We start from the raw sequence: 21,656 nt of genomic DNA, 5'->3' as shown, positions 1-21,656 counted from the left end.
CCACCCCGTCCCCTCCCGCCGCACCACATGCTCGAAGCCGCAACGGATTCCACGCCCTGGTGGTCCTGCGGATCAGGTGGCGAAGCTAGGCACCCACCCCGGGACTGCCAACCGTCCCACCGTGGGAAAAACAGTGGAACTGTCCTCCAGAACGTCCACTGGAAGGCACCGCATCCGGCCAGGGCCGGGGCGCTCCATCAGAATTTCGGGATCCGCAACGTCTTGCTGATCATCGCGCTGCCGCTGGCGACGTACATCAGCACCAGCGGGTGCAGTTGGACGGGGCCGATGTCCCACACCCCACCCCACAGCGCGTCGCCAATGCGGCCCTGCCACAGCGCCACCGCCAGCACCATCACCAGCAGGAGGCTGGTGGGGATGGGCGTGCCCTCGAAGTACTTCACCTTGCCGGTGCCGTCGGACAGCTCCGCGGAGGTGACGTTGAAGCGCGCCAGCCGGCTGATGCCGCACGCGACGAAGTAGAGCAGCGCCGCCACGTCCAGCCCGCCCCGGAGGCCCACCGCGAACGCCAGCGCCGCGGGCGCCATGCCGAAGGAGATGACGTCCGCCAGCGAGTCCAGGTCCGCGCCCAGGGGCGACTTGCGAAAGCGCCACCGCGCGATGCGGCCGTCCGCGACGTCCATCGCCAGCGCCACCGGCATCAGGGCGAACGCCACCCACAGCCAGCGTGGGTTCGCCGTCGCCAGCGCCTGCATGGAAGCCAGGATGGCCCCCGCGCCCGCGAAGCCGTTGCCGAGCGTGACGAAGTCCGCCAGCACGAAGGTGCGAATCATCGAGAAGTGGCGGCGCGGGCGGCGGGCCGGAGGCGGCGAGGGCTCGGACGTCATGGCGTCCGTGTAACACACACCGTCTTTCCGGCTTTCCTAAACCTGCGACGCAGTGCCTCCAGCCGTTTCCGTTTCGTGAAAAAGTCAAATCCCAGAAACATTGACCGGGCGATCTCCACCTTCCTAGTCTGCCGCCCGCCATGCTCGAGCACACCCCCGATACTCTTTCCCTTCGCGGCGGGCCCCGGTTGTCTCTCCGGACCCGCCGTTGGTCGCTTTCCCTCCTGACGTCGCTGGCGCTGGTTGCCTCGGGCTGTGACGACGAAGAGCCCCTCCCCCCCGAGCCCACCCCCGCCAAGTACACCGCGAAGATCCGCCGGACGTCGTATGGCATCCCGCACATCACGGCCAATGACTACGGCAGCCTCGGCTTCGGCCAGGGCTACGCCTTCGCCCAGGACCATGTCTGTACCCTGGCGGATCAGATCATCAAGGTCCGCAGCGAGCGCGCCCAGTACCTGGGCCAGGGCCCCGGCAACACCTACGTGGGCTCCGACCTGGCGTACCTGTCGCTGGGGGTGATCGCGCGCGCGGAAGCCACCCTTCCGCAACTGTCGGAAGAAGTGCAGCAGATGGTTCACGGCTACGTGGCCGGCTACAACAAGTACGTGGCGGAGACGCCCAAGGCGGAGCTTCCCGCCAACTGCGTCAACGCGGCCTGGGTCAAGCCCATCACGGCCGTGGACCTGATGGCGTACGACCTGGACCTGACGCTGGTGGGCGGCATCAACCAGTTGGCGCTCACCATCGCGGCGGCGACGCCCCCCGTCGTGGGCGCGAAGGCCGTGGACAAGCACGCTGGCCTGCGGCCCCAGATGCCCAGCCTGGAGGACCTCCAGAAGCTGCGCCAGACGGACTTCGGCAGCAACGGCTGGGCCCTGGGCGCCGAGCGCACCGACAATGGCAAGGGCATGGTGATGGCCAACCCGCACTTCCCCTGGGAAGGCGAGCTGCGCCTGTGGGAGAGCCATCTGACCGTGCCCGGTCAGATGGATGTCTATGGCGTGGGCCTGATGGGCGTGCCGGCGGTGCTCATCGGCTTCAATGAGAACGTCGCGTGGACGCACACGTTCTCCTCCGGCCAGCGCATGACGGTGTACCAGCTGAGCCTCGTGCCCGGAAAGCCGACCACCTACAAGTACGGCACCGAAGAGCGCGCGATGACGTCCAAGACCTTCCGCATCCTGGTGAAGCTGCCGGAGGGGTCGCTCACGAACTACGAGCAGACGATGTACTTCAGCCACTACGGCCCCATCATCGCCGTTCCGGACTCGGCCGCTCCGGGCCTCCCGAAGGGGACGCTGGGCTGGAACACGCAGACGGCGCTCACCATCCGCGACGCCAACATCGAGAACACCCAGTTCCTGGACCAGTTCCACGGCATGAACAAGGCGAAGAACCTGGCCGAGTTCAAGGACGTCTACACCACCCGGCAGGGCCTGCCCTGGGTGAACACGATGTACGCCGACAAGGAGGGCAACGCCTGGTACACGGACGCCACGCCTACGCCCAACCTCAGCCAGGACGCGTACACGAAGTGGTTCACCGAGGCCAGGACGCCCTCCGCCACGAGCCTCATCTACGGCATCTACAGCACCATGGGCCTCGTGCTCCTCAACGGAAGCGATCCGGCCAACGAGTGGCAGGTGGAGCCGGGCTCGCGCAGCCCCGGCCTCGTGCCCTTCGCCAAGGTGCCCAAGCTGGACCGCCGCGACTTCGTCTTCAACGCGAACGACAGCTTCTGGCTGTCCAACCCGGCCGAGCCCCTGACGGGCTTCTCGCCGCTGCACGGCCTGGAGAAGGTGCCCCAGTCGCCGCGCACGCGCATGAACCTCATCACCCTCACGGAGCAGAGCGCCACGGGCGCTTCGGGCGCGGACGGCAAGTTCAGCCTGGAGGAGCTGAAGACGGCGGTGTTCAGCAACCGCAGCAGCATGGCGGAGCTGACGCGTGAAGGCCTCGCTGCCCGCTGCACGGGCCGCACGACGGTGCCGTTCCAGAACATGCAGGTGGACATCAGCCAGGCGTGCACGCTGCTCGCCGGGTGGGATGGCCGCTACGACACCAGCTCCAAGGGCGCGTTCGTGTTCCGCGAGTTCCTGGGCGCCGTGCCCACCTCCAGCCTGCTCAACAAGGGCATCCTGTTCGACGTGCCCTTCAACCCGGCCGACCCCGTCAACACGCCCAACACGCTGACGCCCGCGCCGGCGACCGGCGAGGACCCGCTGCTCGTGCGGCTGGCGCAGGGCGTGGCCAGCATCAACGCGTCCGGCATCGCGCTCGACAAGACGCTGGGCGAGGTGCAGTACACCGCGCGCAGCGGCGCCCGCGTGCCCATCCAGGGCGGCCTGAGCCGCGAGGGCATCACCAACGTCGTCGCCTACGGCGTCACCCGCACCACGCTGTTCGAGTACTCCGCCACGCGCGGCACGCTCATCAGCGGCAACACGGGCCTGTCCAACGCGGGCTACCCCATCAACAACGGCAGCAGCTTCGTCATGGCCATGCAGTTCACCGACGCCGGCCCTTCCGCCAACGCGGTGCTGACGTACAGCGAGTCCGGTGACCCGAAGTCGCCCCACTACGTTGACCAGACCCAGCTGTTCTCCCAGAAGAAGTGGCGGCCCATCCTCTTCACGGACGCGCAGATCTCCGCGGACGCCGCCCTCGTCGAGACCAACATCTCCGGCGGGTAATCCCCACCGGCGGATGGCCTGAAGCAGGACGAAGGCCCCGGGAGCCCCGTGCTCCCGGGGCCTTCTTGTTTTCATGATTACTCATCGTTGGAAGATGCCACGCCTGGCGGAATAAGCAGACAGGCTCAGGGACCCTGGCGTCTGGGTTCACCTTCCAACAGGAAACATCCGCCGGGCCCTTGAGGCGAGGACACAGTCGGTGCCACGGTCAGGCAGGGCGTGATGTGTCGTCTCAAGAATGTCGGCCCGCAGGGCTAGTTTCTTGACCGCGGGTGAAGAGCAGGATGGCACTCAGGCCCGGGGGGATGGGCCCGTCACGAAGGAGTCGCGAACGCCATGGCACTTCCGGTCTACAAGACAGACGTCATCGACAAGGTCTTCTTCCTGCGCTGGGATGCTCCACCGACGCCGGATGAAATCCAGTCGGTGTTCCAGAAGATGCAGACGGCCTACCAGCAGCACCAGCAGCCGATGATCCTGGTGACGAGCGCTGGCTCCAAGGCGGCGGTGCCCAACAGCGAGCAGCGCCGGCACCTGTCCAACATGCTGTCGGACGCGCGGTCGCTGTTCTCGGAGATCCACGTCGTCATCGAAGGCAACGAGCTGCAGCACAACCTCCAGCGCGTCATCGTGTCCGGGATGCTCATCGTCACGCGCACGTACGACGACCAGTTCATCCGCGTGCACAAGAACGCGGATGGGGCGGCGGGCTTCATCGCGCGGCGGCTGGGCGTGGATGGCAACCAGGTGGTCAACGAGGCGCGGACGCGGGGCGTGGTGCTGTAATCGCTGCTCCCTGAAAGACCCAGGCCCCCGCGCCCCTTCCCACGCTTCGGGAAGGGACACGGGGGCCGGGAAGCTCCAGGGCGGCACGCAGGAGCGCCCCTCGCGGGGCCTGGCTTCAGCCCCGGGCGCGCGCGGCGGCCACCTCCCCGGAGGCGGCGGGACGCGCGGGGGCGAGCGAGCCCCGGACGTAGCGGTGGTCGAAGAGGTCCACGTAGAGGTACTCGGGCCAGGACACCATCGCGCGCGTCCCCAGCATCACGCCGCGCATGATTTCACTCACCATCAGGCCCGCGGCGGTGGTGGCGCCAATCACGCAGGTGGGGGCGTGGCCCTTTCCCTGGTAGCAGGCGTCCATGTACTCCTGGAGCATGTAGCTGCCCAGGTGCGGGATGATCTTCGGCAGGTCGATGCGGCCATCCGGCAGGATGAACAGCTCCTCGTAGAGGGGCGCGTCCGGCTGGAAGACGTGCAGCGCGGCGCCAAAGCCCAGCATCAGCCCGGTCATGATGGGGATGCCCTGCTGGCGGCACGTCTGGTGGAGCGACTCCTTGGCCCTCGCGCCCGCGATGTCGATGACCTCCACCACGTAGTCCACCGGGGGCAGGCCCCCGCCTCCGGAGAGCACCTGCGCCACGTTGGCGTCGGTGATGCCTTCGTGCACTTTGTGCACGCGCAGGTCCGGGTGGATGTCGCGGCACAGGCGCTCCACCACGTCCACCTTGCGCTGGCCCAGGGTGCTTTCGAAGCAGCCAATCTGCCGGTTGATGTTGTGGCGCTCATAGACGTCGAAGTCCGCGAGCGTCAGACAGCCGAAGCCCAGACGGGCCAGGTCCACCGCGCACTGTCCGCCGGCGCCGCCCACGCCCGCGACGAGCACGTGGGTGGAGGACAGCTTGTCCATCGTCTGGGGGTGGAGGACACCAAGGTTGCGCTGGAAACGGGGGTTCACCATGACAGTGGCTCCTTACTTGCGCATGCAGACGTAGAAGTTCTCGCCGTAGTAGTCGTCGCCGTCGGCCACCAGCGCCTCGGTGAAGCCCACCTTCTTCAGCAGGCGCACCGCCGCGTCGGTGTCCAGGAAGGTGACCATCTCGTTGGGGTCGGTGGTGAGCCGCTGGGCGCACGTGCGGTGGTGCTTCACCGCGCGCTGGAGCCCTTCGTTCCAACGGCCTTCCTGCTGCCACTCCTGGATGGAGTTCGTGAGCACCTTCTCCAGGTCCGGCCGGGGGCGCTTGTTGCTCGTCATGCACAGCACACCGCCGGGCTTCAGGTGCGTCCACGCCTCGAGCAGCACCACCTCCGGGTCGCGCACGTAGAAGAGCACGTTGTTCATCACCACCGCGTCCGCGCCCTCCTCCACCTCCAGCGGGAAGGAGCTCACGTCCCCCGGCAGCAGCGTCCAGCGGGCGCGCACGGCGTCGCTTTCGCGCTCGTGGCGCCGCGCCGCCAGCCGGAGCATGGCCGCGTTGTTGTCGAAGCCGATGACCCGCTGGCCGCGCTGGACGAGCGGCAGGCCCACCAGGCCCGTGCCACAGCCCGCGTCGATGACGTAGGAGCGCTCCCGGGTGTCGCGGAGGATCTTCGCGAGCTGCCTCTGGTAGCACGGCAACTCAGGAATCATCTCGTCGTAGCTGTGCGCGAAATCGTTCCAGATGTTGTCGACAAAGACGGACTCGGGCATCGGTGCTCCCTCGGTGGACCTCAGGGTGAGACCCGTGTTGTCTCCCGTCCCCGCCCCGCGCGCGATCGCCCCGCCGTCTTCCCCTACCATTCAGGACTTGCCTGTTTCACATGTATGTGTTGGATTGAATGAACGGACATACCCTGGCGGGCCGGCCGGGTGTGGGCACCGTCAGAAAGGTCCCGCGCCATTCGTGGTGCGCATGTCTCAAATTCGAAGCACGCCCCGTGGGACGGCTTTTCACTCGGAGAGCGTCGGGGGCATTCCCCGGTGGCCTTCAGCGGTGAATCATGCCCTGCGGGGCTGAACCAATAAAATCAAGGGTTTGAACCCTGGCGCGGAAGCTGCTCAGGGAGTCCTCGCAGCGGAAGCGAAGGGGCGATGTCAGCCCCAGGCGCTTTTCTGCGTGGGGGACCCTCATGCGAGTCGAGGTCGGTATGCGTAGGTTGTCGAGCCTTTGGTGTGTGCTGGTGTTGTTCCTGGGACTGCGCGCGGAAGCGGGGGCGGCGGAGTTCCAGACGGTGTCGCGGGATGAGGTGGCCCAGTCGCAGGCGCTTTCGCGGTCCCTGCTGGCCGCGGGGCTGCCCGGACTGACGGCGAAGCGCGAGCCGCTGGGCGGCAGCCTGGCGCACTACACGTGGAAGGTGCGCGTGGGGACGGGCGCGTACGACTTCGTCACCGTGCACCGGGTGGTGCGCGAGTCCTTCCCGTGGTTCCCAGCGCGCAGCACGCGCGCGGTGTTCATGGTGCACGGGGACCTGTGGGGCTTCGTGCCCGCGTTCCTCACCAACACGCGGGTGAGCACCATGCCCGCGGACCAGTCGCTGGCGGCGTACCTGGCCAGCCACGACGTGGACGTGTGGGGCCTGGACCTGCGGTGGGTGGGCGTGCCGGAGGCGGAGACGAACTTCCAGTTCATGGCGAACTGGCGCCTGGACACGCACGTGAAGGACCTGGGCACCGGCCTGGCGCTGGCGGACACCGTGCGCCGGCTGTCGGGGATGGGCGGCCGCGATGATCGGATGTTCCTGCTCGGCTGGAGCCGGGGCGCGACCATCGGGTACGCGTACCTGGACGGGGAATCACAGCAGCCGCGCGCCCTGCGGCGGGTGGACGGCTTCATCCCCATGGACATGGTGCTGCGCTTCGGGCCGGAAGCGGCGGAGCAGCGAGGCTGGGCGTGCGACCGGTACACGGCGCTGCTGGCCGCGAGGAACGAGGGACGCACGGAAGGAGGCCTGCTGGGGCCCGCGCCGGGCACGCCGGTGCGGCTCATCGGGCAGTTGGCGGACTCCGCGCCCAATGCGCCCTCCCCGCTCGCGGCGCCCGGGCTCGCGGGCCTGCCCCCGCCCACCAACCGGCAGTTCGCCGTCATCGCCGCCGGGGCCACCGGCGCCCTCTTCGCGCCGCTGCAGCCGCTGACGCCGGGCTACCACCTGGCGGCGGGCATCCCGGACACCGCGGGCCTGCCCTTCCAGACGGCCTACACGCCGGAGCCCACCCTCTTCGACTACCTCCAGTTGGCGGTGCCGTACCAGAGCCTCAACGAGGTGGTGGAGACGGAGGCGCAGCTGTGCGGCCTGGACGTGCCCTATGACGACCACCTGAAGGACGTGAAGGTGCCGGTGATGTACGTGGGCGCGGCGGGCGGCGTCGGGCGATACGGCGAATACTCCGTGCGCCTGCTGGGCAGCACCGACGTCACCGTGCACACCGTGCGCAACCGGCCGGAAGCCGAGCGCGCCCGGGACTACGGGCATGCCGACCTGTTCCTCGCCCGGGATGCGCGCGCTCGGGTGTGGACGCCCCTGCTCCAGTGGATGCAGGCGCACTGAGGCGCAAGGCCTACTCCGGATTCCACAGCCCGTGACGCCGGGCCCTGCGGCCCAGCGTCACCGGGTCCATGCCCAGCGCCACGGCCGCGCGGCGCAGGACGCCCCCGTGGCGCTCCAGGGCCTCGCGGATGAGCTCGCGCTCCACCTGCTGGAGCCGGGCGCGCAGGGAGCCGTCCCCGGCGGGGTCCGCCCGGGGCACGGCGCTGTTGAGGAGCGCGGGCGGCAAGAGGCGCCGGGTGAGCATCTCCCCGGGCCGGGACAGGAGCACCGCGCGCTCCACCACGTTGCGCAGCTCGCGCACGTTGCCGGGCCACCCGTAGCCGTTCATCACCTCGTCCGCGTCCGGGGCCACGCCCGTGGCGGAGCGCTTGAGGGTGCGGTTGAACTGCTCCACGAACGCCCGCGCCAGCTCCGGGATGTCCTCCGGGCGCTCGCGAAGGGGCGGGATGTCGATGGTGAAGCTGTTGAGCCGGTAGAAGAGGTCCGCGCGGAAGCGGCCCGTCCGCACCTCCTCGCCCAGGTCCCGGTTGCTGGCGGCCACGACGCGCACGTCCACGTGGCGCACCTGGGTGCCGCCCACCGGCCGCACGTCGCCCGTCTCCAGCACGCGCAACAGCTTCGCCTGGAGGTTGGGCGTCGTGTTCTCGATTTCGTCCAGGAAGATGGTGCCGCCGTTGGCGAGCACGAACAGGCCCGGGTGGTCCGACACCGCGCCGGTGAAGGCCCCCTTCACGTGGCCGAACAGCTCGCTTTCCAGCAGCGTCTCCGTGAGCGCGCCGCAGTCCTGCACCACGAGCGGCAGGTCGCCCCGGCCGCTGAGCCGGTGGAGGATGCGCGCCAGCACCTCCTTGCCAGTTCCCGTCTCACCCTGGAGCAGCACCGCCACGCGGTGGGGCGCCACCAGGCGCACCATCTCCATCACCCGCTGCATGGCGGGGCTCCTGAAGCCCACGTCCTCCGCGGTGCGGCCCGGGCCGCCCACCGGGGCCTGCGCGAGCGCGCGCTCGCGCAGGAGGTTGCGCTCCAATTCCAGCGCCATGCGCCATTGTTCGGTGCGGAAGCCGTGCTCGCGCCCCGCCTGGAGCACCGCCTCGCAGAGGACCTCCGGAGCCGGCCACGCGCCCAGCGCCCGGTAGATGCGGCCGGTGTTGAAGAGCGCCACCAGCCGCTCCGGGGCGGCGGGCGCGCAGTAGACGATGCGCGAGGCCAGGTCGCTGGGCGGCCCCGCGCCCGTCGGGTCCACCTCCGCCCGGAGCGCGGCCAGCGACTCCACCAGCGCCAGGGCCTGCGCCTCGTCCTGGCCGCACACCAGCAGCGCGGCCATGTCGCCCCGGGACAAGAGCGCGTGCACGTCCTCCGCGTTGGCGGCGAAGTGCGGTGACGCGACGCCGTCCAGGGCCTGACGCACCGCGCGCGACTCGTCGTCGCTGGCGTAGGCGGCCACCACCTGCAGGTGCGACGTGGCCAGGTAGCGCGCCAGCTTCACCCCGTCCGCCGCGTCGAAGGCGCCGAAGCTCACCCCCAGCGCGGCGACGGTGCCCGCGCCCCCCGCGGTGTCGTGGCGCCAGCGCACCGTGCCGTGCACGCGCACATACGCGCCCGTGTCCGGCAGGGAGAAGGACAGCTCCACCGGCTCGTTCTCGTGCGGGCCCTCCGACGGACGGCGCGGCGTGGCGATGAGGCCAATGCCCGTCTCGCTGATGTTCACGGACCAGCAGCCATGCAGCGCCGGCTGGGTCACGACCTTCACGTACAGCGGTTTGCGCTCGCTCCGGAGGACCTGTGCGGACACGGGGCGCGTCATGGGGTGCGTCACTCGACCGGCCTCACGTCCGCGGTGCGGCGGGCTTCCTTGAAATCCACGGGCATTCCACAGGGGCGTTCTGCCTGATTCTCCCGTCATCGCAAGTCGGCGGCAAAGGGTCCGCCCCCGAGACATGATGCAATTGGACACGGGTCGTAAATGCCCTGGCCGGCGCGTGCGTGCAGGCCCCCACACCGCACCACAGCGCGCTCCCCCGCAAAACACCCGTGCTCCGCCGGTGCGCATCCCACGCGACGCGCCGTATCGCCCCTCGCGGGGGGTTGAAGGATTCCACCCCAGCCGTCTGAAACAGATGTCTGTCTTTCCCTTTCGTACCTGCTGGGCATGCAGGCGGGCACGGCACGACTTGTGTCCGAAATAGAACTTCGCTATTTCGATTATCACCTTGGAACACGGCAGCCTTTCCCCCTGCTGCCGGATGGAGCACGAACACACGCCACCCCGTCTTTTCCCTTCCACAAGCCCGGCCCTGTCGAACAGGTCCCGGAGCGCGGAAGGGGACTGCCCGCCGTAAAGCCAGACATTCCCTGGTCGCGCCCCATGTCTCCGCTGCCGGAGCGCGGCTTTCTCTTTGCCTGTCCTTTCCCCCTGGGCCACTCCTTGAAGAAAACCCTCCTCCTGGTTGAAACGTTGTTCGTCCTCGGCGCCGTCGGTTGCGGTGCACCGGAGGACGCTCCCCTGGATGATCTCCCGCCGTCGATGACGACCTCCGGCGAGGACCTCACCACCAGCGGCTGCACCCAGCTCACACCCAGCAGCGTGAAGGCCAGTGGCGACGACGGCACCGGCAGCATCGCGACCAATTCGATGGACGACAAGCTGGACACCCGCTGGAGCAGCCTCGGCAAGGGCCAGTGGATCGACTACGACCTGGGCTCCACGAAGGCCGTGGGCGCCATCTCCGTCGCCTGGCACCAGGGCAACTCGCGCGCCAACACGTTCACCGTGTCGGTGTCACCGGACGGCATGACGTACACGCAGGTGTACAGCGGCAAGAGCACCGGGACGACGACGGCGGCGGAGACGTACAAGTTCACCTCGCTGAACACGCGTCGGGTGCGCGTCACCGTGCAGGGCAACACCGTCAACGACTGGGCCAGCATCGCGGAGGCGCGCCCCTGCGCCGGCACCGTGACGACGCCCACGCCCGGCGGCATCATCTGGCGGGGCGACTTCGAATCCGGCGACCGCAACCAGTGGGACGGCACGCAGATGGTCAGCTCGGACCGGCTGCAGGTGATTCCCTCGCCGGTGCGCGAAGGCGGCTACGCCCTCAAGGCCACCGTGCGCCAGGGCGATGACCCCATCAACTCCAGCGGCAACCGCAATGAAATCTTCAAGCAGACCCACGAGGCGGCGGGCTCCGAATACTGGTACCGCTGGAGCACGCGCTTCCCGTCGGACTTCCCCAGCGTCAAGACGTGGCAGCTCTTCACCCAGTGGCACCATACCGGCTGCTGCGGTTCGCCCCCGGTGGAGTTCTACGTGTACGGGGAGGAGATGCGGCTCAACATCGGCGGCAGCCCGGGCGTCATCGTCTGGAAGACGCCGCTGGTGCGCAACGCGTGGCACGACTTCGTCTTCCACGTGAAGTGGTCGCCCAACGCCAGCGTGGGCTTCGTGGAGCTGTACTACGACGGCAACCTGGTGCTGCCCAAGCGCAACATCGCGACGCAGTACAGCGGCCAGCTCAACTACCTGAAGATCGGCCTGTACCGGAACGACACCATCGCGCCGGTGGGTGTCGTCTACCACGACGGCTGGGTGATGGGCCGCACGAAGGAAGACGTGCTGAACGCGAACTACCAGCTGAACTGAAACACCGGCCGCGTGCCCCGTTAGGCGACGGGGCACGCACCGGGATAGGCTTTGCGGCCCACCCCGGAGGAGCCGTCTCCATGCGTCCGTGCGCCGTGTTGATCGCCGTGTCCCTGCTGTCGTCGTCCTGCACGACGACCTATGCCATTCCCAGGTCGGAGCTGACGCGCCTGGATGGATTCAAGGACGACAACGCGGCGATCCTGAGGGAGCTGGGCGACGTGATGCTCAACCGGCCCAATGATCGCCGGCGCGCGGTGCGGGACGTGGACGGAGAGACGCACCAGTTCACCGCCGACACGCCGCTGGCGCTGGTGGGCCCCCCGGTGGAGCCGGAGGCCGCGCGCTTCCAGACGGAGGAGCAGCGCTTCATCCAGGTGGCCGTGGACGCCACCCGCTTCCAGGGGGTGCCGCTCAAGCCGGACACCGCCCCGCTCGTCGTGCCCATGGCCCAGGTGGACCACGGCCGGCTGCGCGAGTTCAGCCTGGGCAAGACGCTGCTGCTCACGGGCGGCATCGGCATCGCGGTGCTCGCGTCGGTGGTGACGCTGGGGCTGCTCCTCGACCCCACCGACGGGGACGGGGGCGACGGCGGCGGCATCGACTTCGACCGCCTGCCGGACCACCGCCTCCGGTTCTGAGCGTCAGCGCGCGGCCGGGCGCAGGCGCAAAAGCCCTTCCTGCGCCACGGAGGCGACAAGCCGCCCGTCGCGGGTGAAGACGTGGCCTCGCGCCAGACCCCGGGCGTTGCCCGCCCAGGGGCTCTCCAGCGTGTAGAGCAGCCAGTCATTGACCTTCAGGTCGCCGTGGAACCACAGCGCGTGGTCCAGGCTGGCCATCTGGAGGTCGGGCCTCAGGAACGTCACCGCGTGCGGCTGGAGCGCGGTGCCCAGCAGGTTGAAGTCGCTGGCGTACGCGAGCACGCAGCGGTGCACCTGGGGCTCGTCGGGCATGTCCCCATCGGCGCGGAACCAGACGTGCTTCACCGGCTCCGCGGGGTTGGGCTCGAAGGGGTCCACGTACGTCACCGGGCGCATCTCGATGGGCTTGGGAGACAGGAACTTCTCCCGCAGGCGCTCCGACATCCGGTCCGCGTGGCGCCCCAACAGCTCGATGTCCGAGGGCAGTGACTCCGGGGGCGGCACGTCCGGCATGGTGGCCTGGTGCGTGAGGCCGGGTTCATCCGCCTGGAAGGACGCCATCAGCGTGAAGATGGGCTGGCCCTTCTGGATGGCGACGACGCGGCGGGTGGTGAAGCTACCGCCGTCGCGCACCCGGTCCACCGTGTAGACGACGGGCAGCCCCGCGTCCCCGGGCCGCAGGAAGTAGCCGTGCAGCGAATGCACCGTGCGGGCGGGCTCCACCGTCTGGCTGGCCGCCGATACCGACTGGCCCAGCACCTGCCCTCCGAAGAGCTGGCGGAACCCCAGGTCCTGGCTTGCGCCACGGAACAGGTTCTCCTCGATGGGCTCCAGCTTGAGGAGCCCCAACAGCTCGTCCAGCACGCGACTCATGTGTCGTCCTCCCGGTTTGACGCACCCCGTCTCTATCCCAGCGCCCGGCCTGTGCGCGCGGCCCAATGTAGAGTGCGGCGCCTTTCCCCTCCGGAGGAGCCCGTGGGCCTGCCTTCCCTGCGCGAAGCCGTCCGGCGACACCCGGGGGCCTGGTCCCTTGCGGCCACCTTCGCCGCGAGCCTGCTCCTGCGCGGGCTGTACCTCTGGGGCGCACCGGACCGGGACTGGCCCTTCTCCGTCTTCTTCGCGGGCGACGCGCGCTTCTTCCACACCGCCGCGCTGGACGTCGCCCGGGGCCGGGAGGGCATGGCCGCCCTGCCCTATCACCCGCCCCTGTTCCCCGCGCTGCTCGGCGGCCTGTACCGGCTGCTGGGGGAGCCCCGGGGCAGCGCGCTGCCGTACAAGCTGGCGCTCGCCGTCCTGGGCGCGGCCACGGTGGCCCTGTGCCAGGGCTGGTGGCGACGGCTGCTGGGCCCGGCGTGGGCCTGGGTCGCCGCGGGGCTGTACGCCACGAGCTTTGGCTGGCTGGTGCTCTCCACCAGCTACAGCAATGAAACATTGTCGGCCCTGTGGCTGTGTTTCACCTGCGCGCTGGTGTTGAAGGGAAGCCAGACACTGTCATGGCCCGCGAGTGTCGCCCTGGGCGGGGTGATGGGATTGGGCACCCTCACCCGCGCCGAACACCTGGGCCTGTGGCCCTTCCTGTTCGTGTATGCGGGGTCAGCGCGCGAGCGCACGCGGCCCCTGGTGCCATGGCTTGCGCGCTGGGGCGTGGCGGTGGCCGTGTCACTCCTGGTGCTGGTGCCGGGCGCGGTGCGCAACCTGGACACGATGCGCGAACTCAATGCCCGCGCGCCCCACCTGGAGCCCCTGCCGGAGTGGGTGCCCGTCACCGTGTACGGGCCGCTCAACTTCGCGATGGCGAACCACGCGGGCGCCACCGGCGGCTTCACCCCGGCGCTCATCAACCAGGGCGGCTTCAACGGCCAGTTGGATCCATCCCGCCCCGAACACCGGCGCCTGCTCCTGCACGGCTACGCGGAAGGGCTGCGGTGGATGGTGGCCGCGCCCGGCGACGCGGCCCGGCTCGCGTGGACCAAGCTGGACCTGTGGCTGGACGGTCTGAGCCTTGGCGTCGGCGTGTCGGACGTGCCCGGGGGCCTCACGGGCGCGCGCGCCCCGGTGGACGTGTTCGTTCCCGATGAGGCGTGGCTCAAGTGGCCGCTGGCCGCGCTGCTGCTGGCGGGGATGCTCCTGTCCCTGCGGCCCGCGTTCGCACCGTTCCGGTTGCTGTCGCTGGTGGTGCTGCACCGGGTGCTCGTCACCCTCGCCTTCTTCGGCTACGCGCGTGGACTGCTCGTCGTCTTCCCCGCGCTGATTCCCCTGCTGCTGCTGCCCCTGAAGGTGCTCACGGAGCGCCACGCTGGCGTGGCCCGGCGGGTGCCCGTGGTGGCCGGAGCGCTGCTGCTCCTCTTGTGGGTCGAAGCCGCCGTCCTCGCCGCCCGCGACGTGCCCCGCCGCTTCATGGCCAGCGGCAGCACCGACACTGGCAACGGGAAGCTCATCCAGGATGACCGCGTCCGCCTCTGGCCCCAACCCTGAGCAGGACTTCCGGCGGAATACTGCGAGTGGGCTGAAACGCTCCAACAGCGAAGTCACTCCCAGTGAACACTTCAAAGCCCTGGAGTCATGGGTGATTCCAAAAATGTCCCTTACTCAGGAATAGCCGCAATTCAATCTTAAGGAGCTTGTGAACTAGAGCAGACAGCGCTCCGCCCCGGAGCCCGTTGGTCCCGTCCGACGGCTTCATCCGAGGAGACGTGTATGCGCCCCCTGCGGTCCGCAGTCTGTTGTCTCGCCCTCCTGGTCTCGTCCACGACGTACGCGGTCACCCCCCCCCAACCCGCGCAGCAGGGCGCGGTGGCGAAGAAGGCGTTCTTCAAGCCGGACCTGTACCTGCCCATCCAGAACGTGCCGCTGGAGAAGGCACGCACGCTGATGCCGCGCGTGGGCGCGGACAAGTGGGCGGGCTTCCTGGCCCGCAACGGCGGCAACGTGCAGGTGTACCTGGATCCGCTGTCTGGCACGGCCACGGGCATCCAGGGCAGCTTCCCGCTCATCCCCGGTGACGGCTTCCGCAACGCCGTCACGCTCAACGACGTGCGCCAGGGCGTGGGCCGTTCGGTGGGCAGCGTGGACGGGTCGGTGGTGGGCGAGCTCGTCTTCAAGTTCATCGCGGACAACCAGGACGCGCTCGGCGTGGACCTGATGCAGTTGGGTGCGCCGCGCGTGACGGCGGTGACGGAGTCGCTGTGGCAGGTGCACATCCCGCAGGTGGTGCGGGGCGTGCCGGTGCGCCACGCGCGCATCGCGGCCACCGTCAGCCACGGCAACCTGGTGCTCCTGGGCACCGAGTCCTGGGCCAACGTGGCCATCGACGTGAAGCCCACGCTTGGGGCGTCGCAGGCGCTGACCGCGGGCGCCACGTTCCTGGGCCAGTCGCTGTCGCCGACGAGCCTCTGGCAGGCGCCCACGCTGGAGGTCACCCCGTACGCGCGCACGGGCGCGGCGTTCGGCCAGGGCTACGGCCACTCGCTGGTGTGGAGCTACGGGTTCTCCAACCCCGGTGAGAACGAGCGCTGGAAGGTGACGGTGGACGCGAACTCCGGCGAAGTCCTGGCCATGGAGGACGACAACCACTACTTCGACGCGCAGCTGAAGGGCGGCGTCTATCCGTCCACCAACGTGGGCACGTGCGCGTCCAACGCGACGTGCGGCACGATGCAGGCGGACTCCCCCATGCCGTGGGCGAACACCGGCTTCGCGTCTCCCAACAACTTCACCGACGGCGCGGGCATCTACAACTACAGCGCCGGCAACGTCACCACGACGCTCGCGGGCAAGTACGTGAGGATCGCGGATAGCTGCGGCGCCATCAACGTGAGCTCCGCCACGGGCAGCATCAACCTGGGCGGCGTGAACAACGACCACGACTGCACCGTGCCCGCGGGCACCTCCGCGGGCAACACCCCGGCGGCGCGCTCCAGCTTCTACGAGCTGAACAAGATCACCGAAGTGGCGCGCGGCTGGCTGCCCACCAACACGTGGCTGCAGGGCCAGCTCGTCTCCAACGTGAACATCAACAGCACGTGCAACGCGTTCTGGAACGGCAGCTCGGTGAACTTCTACCGCAGCGGCGGCGGGTGCCGGAACACCGGTGAGATTGGCGCCGTGTTCGACCACGAGTGGGGCCACGGCATGGATGACTTCGACGCCAACGGCTCGCTGTCCAACTCCAGCGAGGGCTACGCGGACATCGCGGCCATCCTGCGCCTGCAGACCTCCTGCGTGGGCTACGGCTTCTTCCAGACGACGAACACCGGCTGCGGCCTCACCCCGGACGGCTCCGGCTACAACCAGCAGGAGGCCCAGGTCGCCGGCAAGTCCTGGTGCAACCTGCGCTGCTCCGGCGTGCGTGACGCGGACTGGGCGGCGAGCGCGCCGAACATCCCGGCCACGCCGCAGAACTTCACCTGCCAGATGTGCTCCTCCGGCAGCGGCCCGTGCAGCAAGCAGGTCCACTGCGCGGCTTCCCCCGTGCGTCAGGCGGCGTGGGACCTGGTGACGCGCGACCTCACCGCGGCGCCCTTCAACTACACCTCCAACGACGCGTTCCTGCTGGGCAACAAGCTGTTCTACCAGGGCTCTGGAAACGTGGGCACGTGGCACGCCTGCAACTGCACCGCCGGCACGTCCGACGGCTGCGGCGCCACCAACGGCTACATGCAGTGGCTGGCCGCGGACGACGACAACGGCAACCTGGCAGACGGAACTCCGCACATGACGGCCATCTACGCGGCGTACAACCGCCACAACATCGCCTGCTCCACGCCCGCCCCCACCAACGGCGGCTGCGCGGCCGGCCCCACCGCCGCCCCCGTCGCCACGGCCACCCCCGGCGACAGCCAGGTGGGCCTGTCGTGGACCGCCTCCGCGGGCGCCAGCCAGTACTGGGTGATGAAGACGGAGGGCTTCGCGGGCTGTGACTTCGGCAAGGCGCGCGTGGCCACCGTCACCGGCACCAGCTACACGGATCCGGAGGTCGCCAACGGCCGGCAGTACTGCTACTCCGTCGTGCCCGCGAGCAGCAACGCGTGCTTCGGACAGGCGAGCACCTGCACCTGCACCACGCCCTCCTGCGCCGCGCCGACCGCGCCCACGCTGTCCACCCCCGCCTCCGGCGCCACCGGCGTGGAGCTGCTCGCGGTGCTGGACTGGGCGGACGTGACGGGCGTGTCCGGCTACGAGGTGCAGGTGGCGACGGACAGCGCGTTCACCAACGTGGTGAGGAGCGCCAACTCGCTCATCGCCAGCACCTGGACGGTGTCCCCCGGCCTGTCGGCCACCACCGCCTACTCCTGGCGCGTGCGCGCGATCAACTCGTGCGGCGGCACCAGCGGCTGGTCCGCGGCGCGCAGCTTCACCACGCGAGGTTGCGCCACCCTGGCGGCGCCTGGCCTGTCGTCCCCCGCGAACGGCGCCACCGGCGTCGCGCTGGCCCCGGCGCTGGACTGGTCGGACGTGGCGAGCGCTTCGGGCTACGACGTGCAGGTGGCGACGGACAGCGCGTTCACCAACGTGGTGCGCAACACCACCGCCCTGGGCTCCAGCGCCTGGAACGTGACGCCCGGCCTGTCCAACCTCACCACCTACTACTGGCGCGCGCGCGCCACGGACAGCTGCGGCGCGAGCGCGTACAGCGCCGCGGCCAGCTTCACCACCACCAACGTCTGCACCCCCGTGGTCGCCACCTACAACGCCACCCTGCGCACGCCCGCCTGCGGTTCGGTGTGCGGTTGTGACACCGGCCCCACGCTCGTCAACGGGCGCGGCGCCGTGTCCAACGGCGCGGAGCCCAACCAGCCCAACACGCTGGGCGCGACGTGCGCGGACGGCTCCACCGGCGGCTACCACACGGACGAGAGCATCGACCGGGTGTCGCTCAAGACGGTGGACCAGGGCCTCATCACCCCGGGCAAGCAACTGACGGTGGACGTCACCGTGTGGTGCTACGGCACGTCGGACCAGCTGGACCTGTACTACACGACGAACACCACCACGCCCACGTGGACGGCCGTCACCACCGCCCAGGCGTGCACCGCGGCGGGCGCGAGGACGTTCTCCATCCCGGTGACGGTGGGCAGCACCACCGGCCAGCACGCGGTGCGCGCGCAGTTCCGCTACAACAGCACCGCCACCAGCGCCTGCGTGTCCGGTTCGTACAACGACCGTGACGACCTGGTCTTCGGCGTCGTGGCCCCGGTGGCCGCGTCCCCCTCGGGCCCGGCCGCGAAGCAGGTCCAGGGTCGCGCCTTGACGGCGCGTTAGTCACGACCCGCGCGAAGTCCCGTCGCACGCCAGGGGCTCCCGGGTCATCCCGGGGGCCCCTGTCGTTTTCATCCGCCAACGCGCTGCTTCAAGGGGTGGGCTTTCAGCCCCATTGGAGGACGACCGATGGCGCCGAGCGCTTCGCCGGACCGTGGAACACCATCTCGATGTTGTTGGCGCTCGCTCTCGCTGAACACCGCGATACCCATCACCTCCAACACCGCCTTGTAGAAGCGCTTGCTCGCCTCCAGGTCCCGGACCTGAAGGTGGACGTGGTCGAACAAACGGCCGTGGTGCAGCTCCATGGTCAGCCTCCCTCGGTGTGATTCTTATTTTCTGCGTGTCCAACAAATGGCAGACGGCCAGGCTTCAAACCCGCAAATCGAGCATGTCAAGGTGGGGGTGCCCGGTAAGTCCCGAAAGCGGAAAAGACCTTCCGCAAAAGGGTGGGCACGTGGCAGCGGGCGGACACAGGTTCATGCGATAGTCCGCGCCGCTTCGCTTGTTCGTGCCTTCAGGAGGGTGCCGCGATGTTCATCGAAATCATCGTCATGCCCCGCGAAGAGCGGCCTCCTGCACGTCGCTCGCCGGAGCGGCGCGGCAGGGAAGTGCTGGCCCGGTCCTGGCAGGAAGAGGGCAAGGCCTTCCACCACGCCGTGCTGGAGTTCATCAAGGCCCAGCACCTGTTGGGCGCGGTGAAGTGGATGAGCGAGCCGGGGATGCTGCCCCAGGTGACGCTCATCGCGTCGGAGCGCGTGCTGGAAAAGCTCAAGTCGGAGCCCCGCTTCGAAGCCGGTCGTTCGCTGTCGTTGAATCTGCAGACCTGATGCGCGGCGCCCCCCGGGCGCCTCCCCCTCACCCCGCCACTTCCGAGACACCGCGAAATGTTTTCGCGTGAGTCCGTGCGTGGCCCGGGTGCGTCATGGCCGGCGTCCCGGGTTTGCCTGTCTCATCCTGTTTCACGCTGCTCTCCGCCTTGACGGCCCCGTCTTGATTTCCCCAGGATGCGCTCCCAACCCACGGGGTCCAGGACGCAGGCGTCCAGGCCTGGACGTGGGCGATTTTCACCGTGCCTTCCCTCAGTTGCCTTTCCCCCGGAGCCGGGCACGGGTGGCGTTCACGCGGGGCGAGCCCTCGCCCGCAAATCGGAGCGGAACATGCGTTTCAAGAAGTTGGCCCCCGTCGTCCTGTCGCTGTGCTGCGCCACCGCATCCGCCCAGGAGGCGCGCGAGAAGGAGGTCTACATCTCGGTGGGTTCGGAGACGCTGGACGCCCTGCGCACGTCGTTCCGCGCCTCCGGCACGTCCGCGCCCACGCTGGTGCGTGAGGCCAACGGCGTGAGCGTGCTCAAGCTGAACGAGTCGCAGCTGGGCGACGTGTCCAAGTTGATGCACGACAAGTATCACCGCTGCGCGGGCTTCCTCACCCACGACACGCAGGAGGCGGCGCTGGCGGTGCTTCAGCCCGTACAGCCGGCCATCAACCCGTCGCTGGTGAGCTACACGCTGGACAACGCGGCGGTGGTCAGCTCGCTGTTCTCCGGCCTCCAGGAGGCCAGCCTGCGCAGCACCATCACGCAGCTGTCCAGCTACACGAACCGCTACTACAAGGGTTCGGCGAGCTCCGTGCAGGCATCCAACTGGCTGCGGGACACGTGGCTGTCCTACGCGGCGGGCCGCAGCGACGTGAGCGTGCAGTTGTACACGCACTCCACCTGGGATCAGCCCTCCGTCATCGCCACCATCACGGGCACCCTCTTGCCCAGCGAGGTGGTGGTGATTGGCGGCCACCTGGACTCCATCAACCTCGACGTGGCGTCCTCCAGCCGTCCCACGGCGACGGCGCCGGGCGCGGATGACGACGCCTCCGGCGTGGCCACCCTCTCCGAGGTGTTCCGCGTCGCGATGGCCAAGGGCTACAAGCCGGCGCGCACGGTGAAGTTCATGGCGTACGCGGCGGAGGAGGTGGGCCTGCTGGGCTCGCAGGCCATCGCGCAGGCGCACAAGGCGGCGGCCACCAACGTGGTGGGCGTCCTCCAACTGGACATGACCAACTACCGCGGCTCCGCGGTGGAGGTGACGCTCGTCACGGACAACACCAACGCGGCGCAGAACACGTTCCTCGGCAACCTCATCGACACGTACACGGGCTACGTGCGCGCCAACATCACGTGCGGCTACGGCTGCTCGGACCACGCGTCGTGGACCAGCGCGGGCTACCCGGCGTCCATCCCGTTCGAAGCGAAGATGAACGAGGACAATCCCTTCATCCACAAGGCCAGCGACACGCTGGCCAACAGCACGGATGGCCAGAGCGGCAACAACGCCAACAACGCGATGAAGTTCGCGCGCATCGCGGCCGCGTACCTGGCGGAGCTGGGCAAGGGCACCATCCCCGGCCTGCCCACGGACACGCAGTCCCCCACGGTGACGCTCACCACGCCGACCAACGGCGGCACGGTGACGGGCACGGTGAACCTGGCCGCGACGGCCAGCGACAACGTGGGCGTCAACAAGGTGGAGTTCTTCGTGGACGGCGCCATCAAGGGCACCTCCTTCACGTCGCCCTACACCTTCGCGTGGGACAGCCGCACGGTGGCCAACGGCAGCCACACCTTCGCGGCGAAGGCGTCCGACAGCGCGGGCAACGCCACCACCACCAGCACCACCACGGCGACGGTGTCGAACGTGTCCACGTCCGGCACGTATGACGCCACCTACAAGACGCTGCGTTGCAGCGCGGTGGCCGCCACCTGCGACAGCGGCACGGCGTTCAAGGGCCGCGGGGCCATGAGCCCGGCGGAGACGAGCGCGCCCAATACGCTCAAGGGCAGCTGCATCGACGGAAGCAGCGGCACCTTCCACAGCGACGAGTCCAACGACGCGCTCAAGGTGTCCACCGTGGACGGCAGCAACTTCGCCCCCGGCAAGCAGGTGAAGGTGGAGGCCACGGTCTGGGCCTACGCCAGCCCGTCGTCGGATCGCCTGGACCTGTACTACACGGCCAACGCCGCCGCGACGACGCCGGTCTGGACGCTCATCACCACCATCACGCCGACGGCCGCGGGCGCCTCCACGCTGTCGGCCACGTACACGCTGCCCTCGGGCACCAACCAGGCCGTGCGCGCGCAGTTCCGCTACGGCAGCGGCAGCCCCGCCAGCGCGTGCGTGTCCAACGAGTACAACGACCGCGACGACCTGGTGTTCACCGTCTCGCCGTGATGCACCCGCGGTGACGTGAAGTCTCCGTGAGGGGGGCCTGGGCC

The 21,656-nt window shown here is 69.1% G+C and carries 15 protein-coding genes; 9 read left to right on the top strand and 6 right to left on the bottom strand.

Features of this window, described 5'->3' with window-relative positions:
• Window positions 1-197 precede the first annotated feature (197 nt).
• Window positions 198-848 (bottom strand): CDP-alcohol phosphatidyltransferase family protein, encoded by a 651-nt coding sequence (locus OV208_RS30625; protein ID WP_120543487.1) that lies wholly within the window; start codon window positions 846-848, stop codon window positions 198-200.
• A gap of 188 nt (window positions 849-1,036) precedes the next feature.
• Between OV208_RS30625 and OV208_RS30620 the strand changes: the two genes are divergently transcribed.
• Together OV208_RS30620 and OV208_RS30615 are read left to right on the top strand one after the other, a co-directional pair.
• Window positions 1,037-3,544, top strand: a complete 2,508-nt coding sequence (locus OV208_RS30620) for an acylase (protein ID WP_324291431.1) — start codon at window positions 1,037-1,039, stop codon at window positions 3,542-3,544.
• A 336-nt stretch (window positions 3,545-3,880) separates the two neighbouring features.
• Complete coding sequence (locus tag OV208_RS30615) at window positions 3,881-4,330, top strand: DofA protein (RefSeq protein WP_120543485.1); 450 nt, start codon at window positions 3,881-3,883, stop codon at window positions 4,328-4,330.
• Window positions 4,331-4,445: 115 nt separating this feature from the next.
• Here the strand turns inward: OV208_RS30615 and OV208_RS30610 are convergent, their stop codons facing one another.
• Window positions 4,446-5,282 carry a ThiF family adenylyltransferase gene (locus tag OV208_RS30610; protein WP_267577482.1) on the bottom strand — a complete coding sequence of 279 codons (837 nt, stop codon included), beginning with the start codon at window positions 5,280-5,282 and terminating at the stop codon, window positions 4,446-4,448.
• Between the two features lie 12 nt (window positions 5,283-5,294).
• Window positions 5,295-6,011 carry a class I SAM-dependent methyltransferase gene (locus OV208_RS30605; RefSeq protein WP_267577481.1) on the bottom strand — a complete coding sequence of 239 codons (717 nt, stop codon included), beginning with the start codon at window positions 6,009-6,011 and terminating at the stop codon, window positions 5,295-5,297.
• Between the two features lie 464 nt (window positions 6,012-6,475).
• Here OV208_RS30605 and OV208_RS30600 point away from each other — a divergent pair, with 464 nt between their 5' ends.
• On the top strand, window positions 6,476-7,846 hold the full coding sequence (locus OV208_RS30600; RefSeq protein WP_267577480.1) for a hypothetical protein: 1,371 nt from the start codon (window positions 6,476-6,478) through the stop codon (window positions 7,844-7,846).
• 10 nt (window positions 7,847-7,856) lie between these two features.
• On the opposite strand, the gene OV208_RS30595 is transcribed toward OV208_RS30600, so the two are convergent.
• Window positions 7,857-9,650, bottom strand: coding sequence for a sigma 54-interacting transcriptional regulator (locus OV208_RS30595; RefSeq protein WP_267577479.1), 1,794 nt, complete (start codon window positions 9,648-9,650; stop codon window positions 7,857-7,859).
• 621 nt (window positions 9,651-10,271) lie between these two features.
• On the opposite strand from OV208_RS30595, the gene OV208_RS30590 reads away from it, so the two are divergent.
• Window positions 10,272-11,489 carry a heparin lyase I family protein gene (locus OV208_RS30590; RefSeq protein ID WP_267577478.1) on the top strand — a complete coding sequence of 406 codons (1,218 nt, stop codon included), beginning with the start codon at window positions 10,272-10,274 and terminating at the stop codon, window positions 11,487-11,489.
• Between the two features lie 80 nt (window positions 11,490-11,569).
• A complete protein-coding gene (locus tag OV208_RS30585; RefSeq protein ID WP_267577477.1) occupies window positions 11,570-12,130 on the top strand; it encodes a hypothetical protein in 561 nt (186 codons plus the stop codon).
• 3 nt (window positions 12,131-12,133) lie between these two features.
• On the opposite strand, the gene tesB is transcribed toward OV208_RS30585, so the two are convergent.
• On the bottom strand, window positions 12,134-13,003 hold the full coding sequence (tesB, locus tag OV208_RS30580) for an acyl-CoA thioesterase II (protein WP_267577476.1): 870 nt from the start codon (window positions 13,001-13,003) through the stop codon (window positions 12,134-12,136).
• 102 nt (window positions 13,004-13,105) lie between these two features.
• On the opposite strand from tesB, the gene OV208_RS30575 reads away from it, so the two are divergent.
• Both OV208_RS30575 and OV208_RS30570 read left to right on the top strand, forming a co-directional pair.
• Complete coding sequence (locus OV208_RS30575; protein ID WP_267577475.1) at window positions 13,106-14,605, top strand: ArnT family glycosyltransferase; 1,500 nt, start codon at window positions 13,106-13,108, stop codon at window positions 14,603-14,605.
• Between the two features lie 222 nt (window positions 14,606-14,827).
• Window positions 14,828-18,391 carry an endopeptidase gene (locus OV208_RS30570; protein WP_267577474.1) on the top strand — a complete coding sequence of 1,188 codons (3,564 nt, stop codon included), beginning with the start codon at window positions 14,828-14,830 and terminating at the stop codon, window positions 18,389-18,391.
• 68 nt (window positions 18,392-18,459) lie between these two features.
• On the opposite strand, the gene OV208_RS30565 is transcribed toward OV208_RS30570, so the two are convergent.
• On the bottom strand, window positions 18,460-18,696 hold the full coding sequence (locus OV208_RS30565; RefSeq protein WP_267577473.1) for a hypothetical protein: 237 nt from the start codon (window positions 18,694-18,696) through the stop codon (window positions 18,460-18,462).
• A 225-nt stretch (window positions 18,697-18,921) separates the two neighbouring features.
• Here OV208_RS30565 and OV208_RS30560 point away from each other — a divergent pair, with 225 nt between their 5' ends.
• Window positions 18,922-19,218 carry a hypothetical protein gene (locus OV208_RS30560; protein ID WP_267577472.1) on the top strand — a complete coding sequence of 99 codons (297 nt, stop codon included), beginning with the start codon at window positions 18,922-18,924 and terminating at the stop codon, window positions 19,216-19,218.
• Window positions 19,219-19,548: 330 nt separating this feature from the next.
• A complete protein-coding gene (locus OV208_RS30555; RefSeq protein ID WP_267577471.1) occupies window positions 19,549-21,612 on the top strand; it encodes a M20/M25/M40 family metallo-hydrolase in 2,064 nt (687 codons plus the stop codon).
• The last annotated feature ends 44 nt before the right edge of the window (window positions 21,613-21,656 follow it).

Source organism: Corallococcus sp. bb12-1 (assembly GCF_026626765.1).
In the GTDB taxonomy this organism is placed as follows: domain Bacteria; phylum Myxococcota; class Myxococcia; order Myxococcales; family Myxococcaceae; genus Corallococcus; species Corallococcus terminator.
The sequence above is the reverse complement of the archived record's forward strand: the minus strand, read 5'-3'. Positions and strand labels throughout refer to the sequence as shown.

Bases quoted from the DNA above. Each gene is read 5' to 3' on its own strand.
- OV208_RS30625 (WP_120543487.1), bottom strand. From the start codon at position 848: ATGACGTCCGAGCCCTCGCCGCCTCCGGCCCGCCGCCCGCGCCGCCAC.
- OV208_RS30615 (WP_120543485.1), top strand. From the start codon at position 3,881: ATGGCACTTCCGGTCTACAAGACAGACGTCATCGACAAGGTCTTCTTC.
- OV208_RS30610 (WP_267577482.1), bottom strand. From the start codon at position 5,282: ATGGTGAACCCCCGTTTCCAGCGCAACCTTGGTGTCCTCCACCCCCAG.
- OV208_RS30605 (WP_267577481.1), bottom strand. From the start codon at position 6,011: ATGCCCGAGTCCGTCTTTGTCGACAACATCTGGAACGATTTCGCGCAC.
- OV208_RS30595 (WP_267577479.1), bottom strand. From the start codon at position 9,650: ATGACGCGCCCCGTGTCCGCACAGGTCCTCCGGAGCGAGCGCAAACCG.
- OV208_RS30585 (WP_267577477.1), top strand. From the start codon at position 11,570: ATGCGTCCGTGCGCCGTGTTGATCGCCGTGTCCCTGCTGTCGTCGTCC.
- tesB (WP_267577476.1), bottom strand. From the start codon at position 13,003: ATGAGTCGCGTGCTGGACGAGCTGTTGGGGCTCCTCAAGCTGGAGCCC.
- OV208_RS30570 (WP_267577474.1), top strand. From the start codon at position 14,828: ATGCGCCCCCTGCGGTCCGCAGTCTGTTGTCTCGCCCTCCTGGTCTCG.
- OV208_RS30565 (WP_267577473.1), bottom strand. From the start codon at position 18,696: ATGGAGCTGCACCACGGCCGTTTGTTCGACCACGTCCACCTTCAGGTC.
- OV208_RS30560 (WP_267577472.1), top strand. From the start codon at position 18,922: ATGTTCATCGAAATCATCGTCATGCCCCGCGAAGAGCGGCCTCCTGCA.
- OV208_RS30555 (WP_267577471.1), top strand. From the start codon at position 19,549: ATGCGTTTCAAGAAGTTGGCCCCCGTCGTCCTGTCGCTGTGCTGCGCC.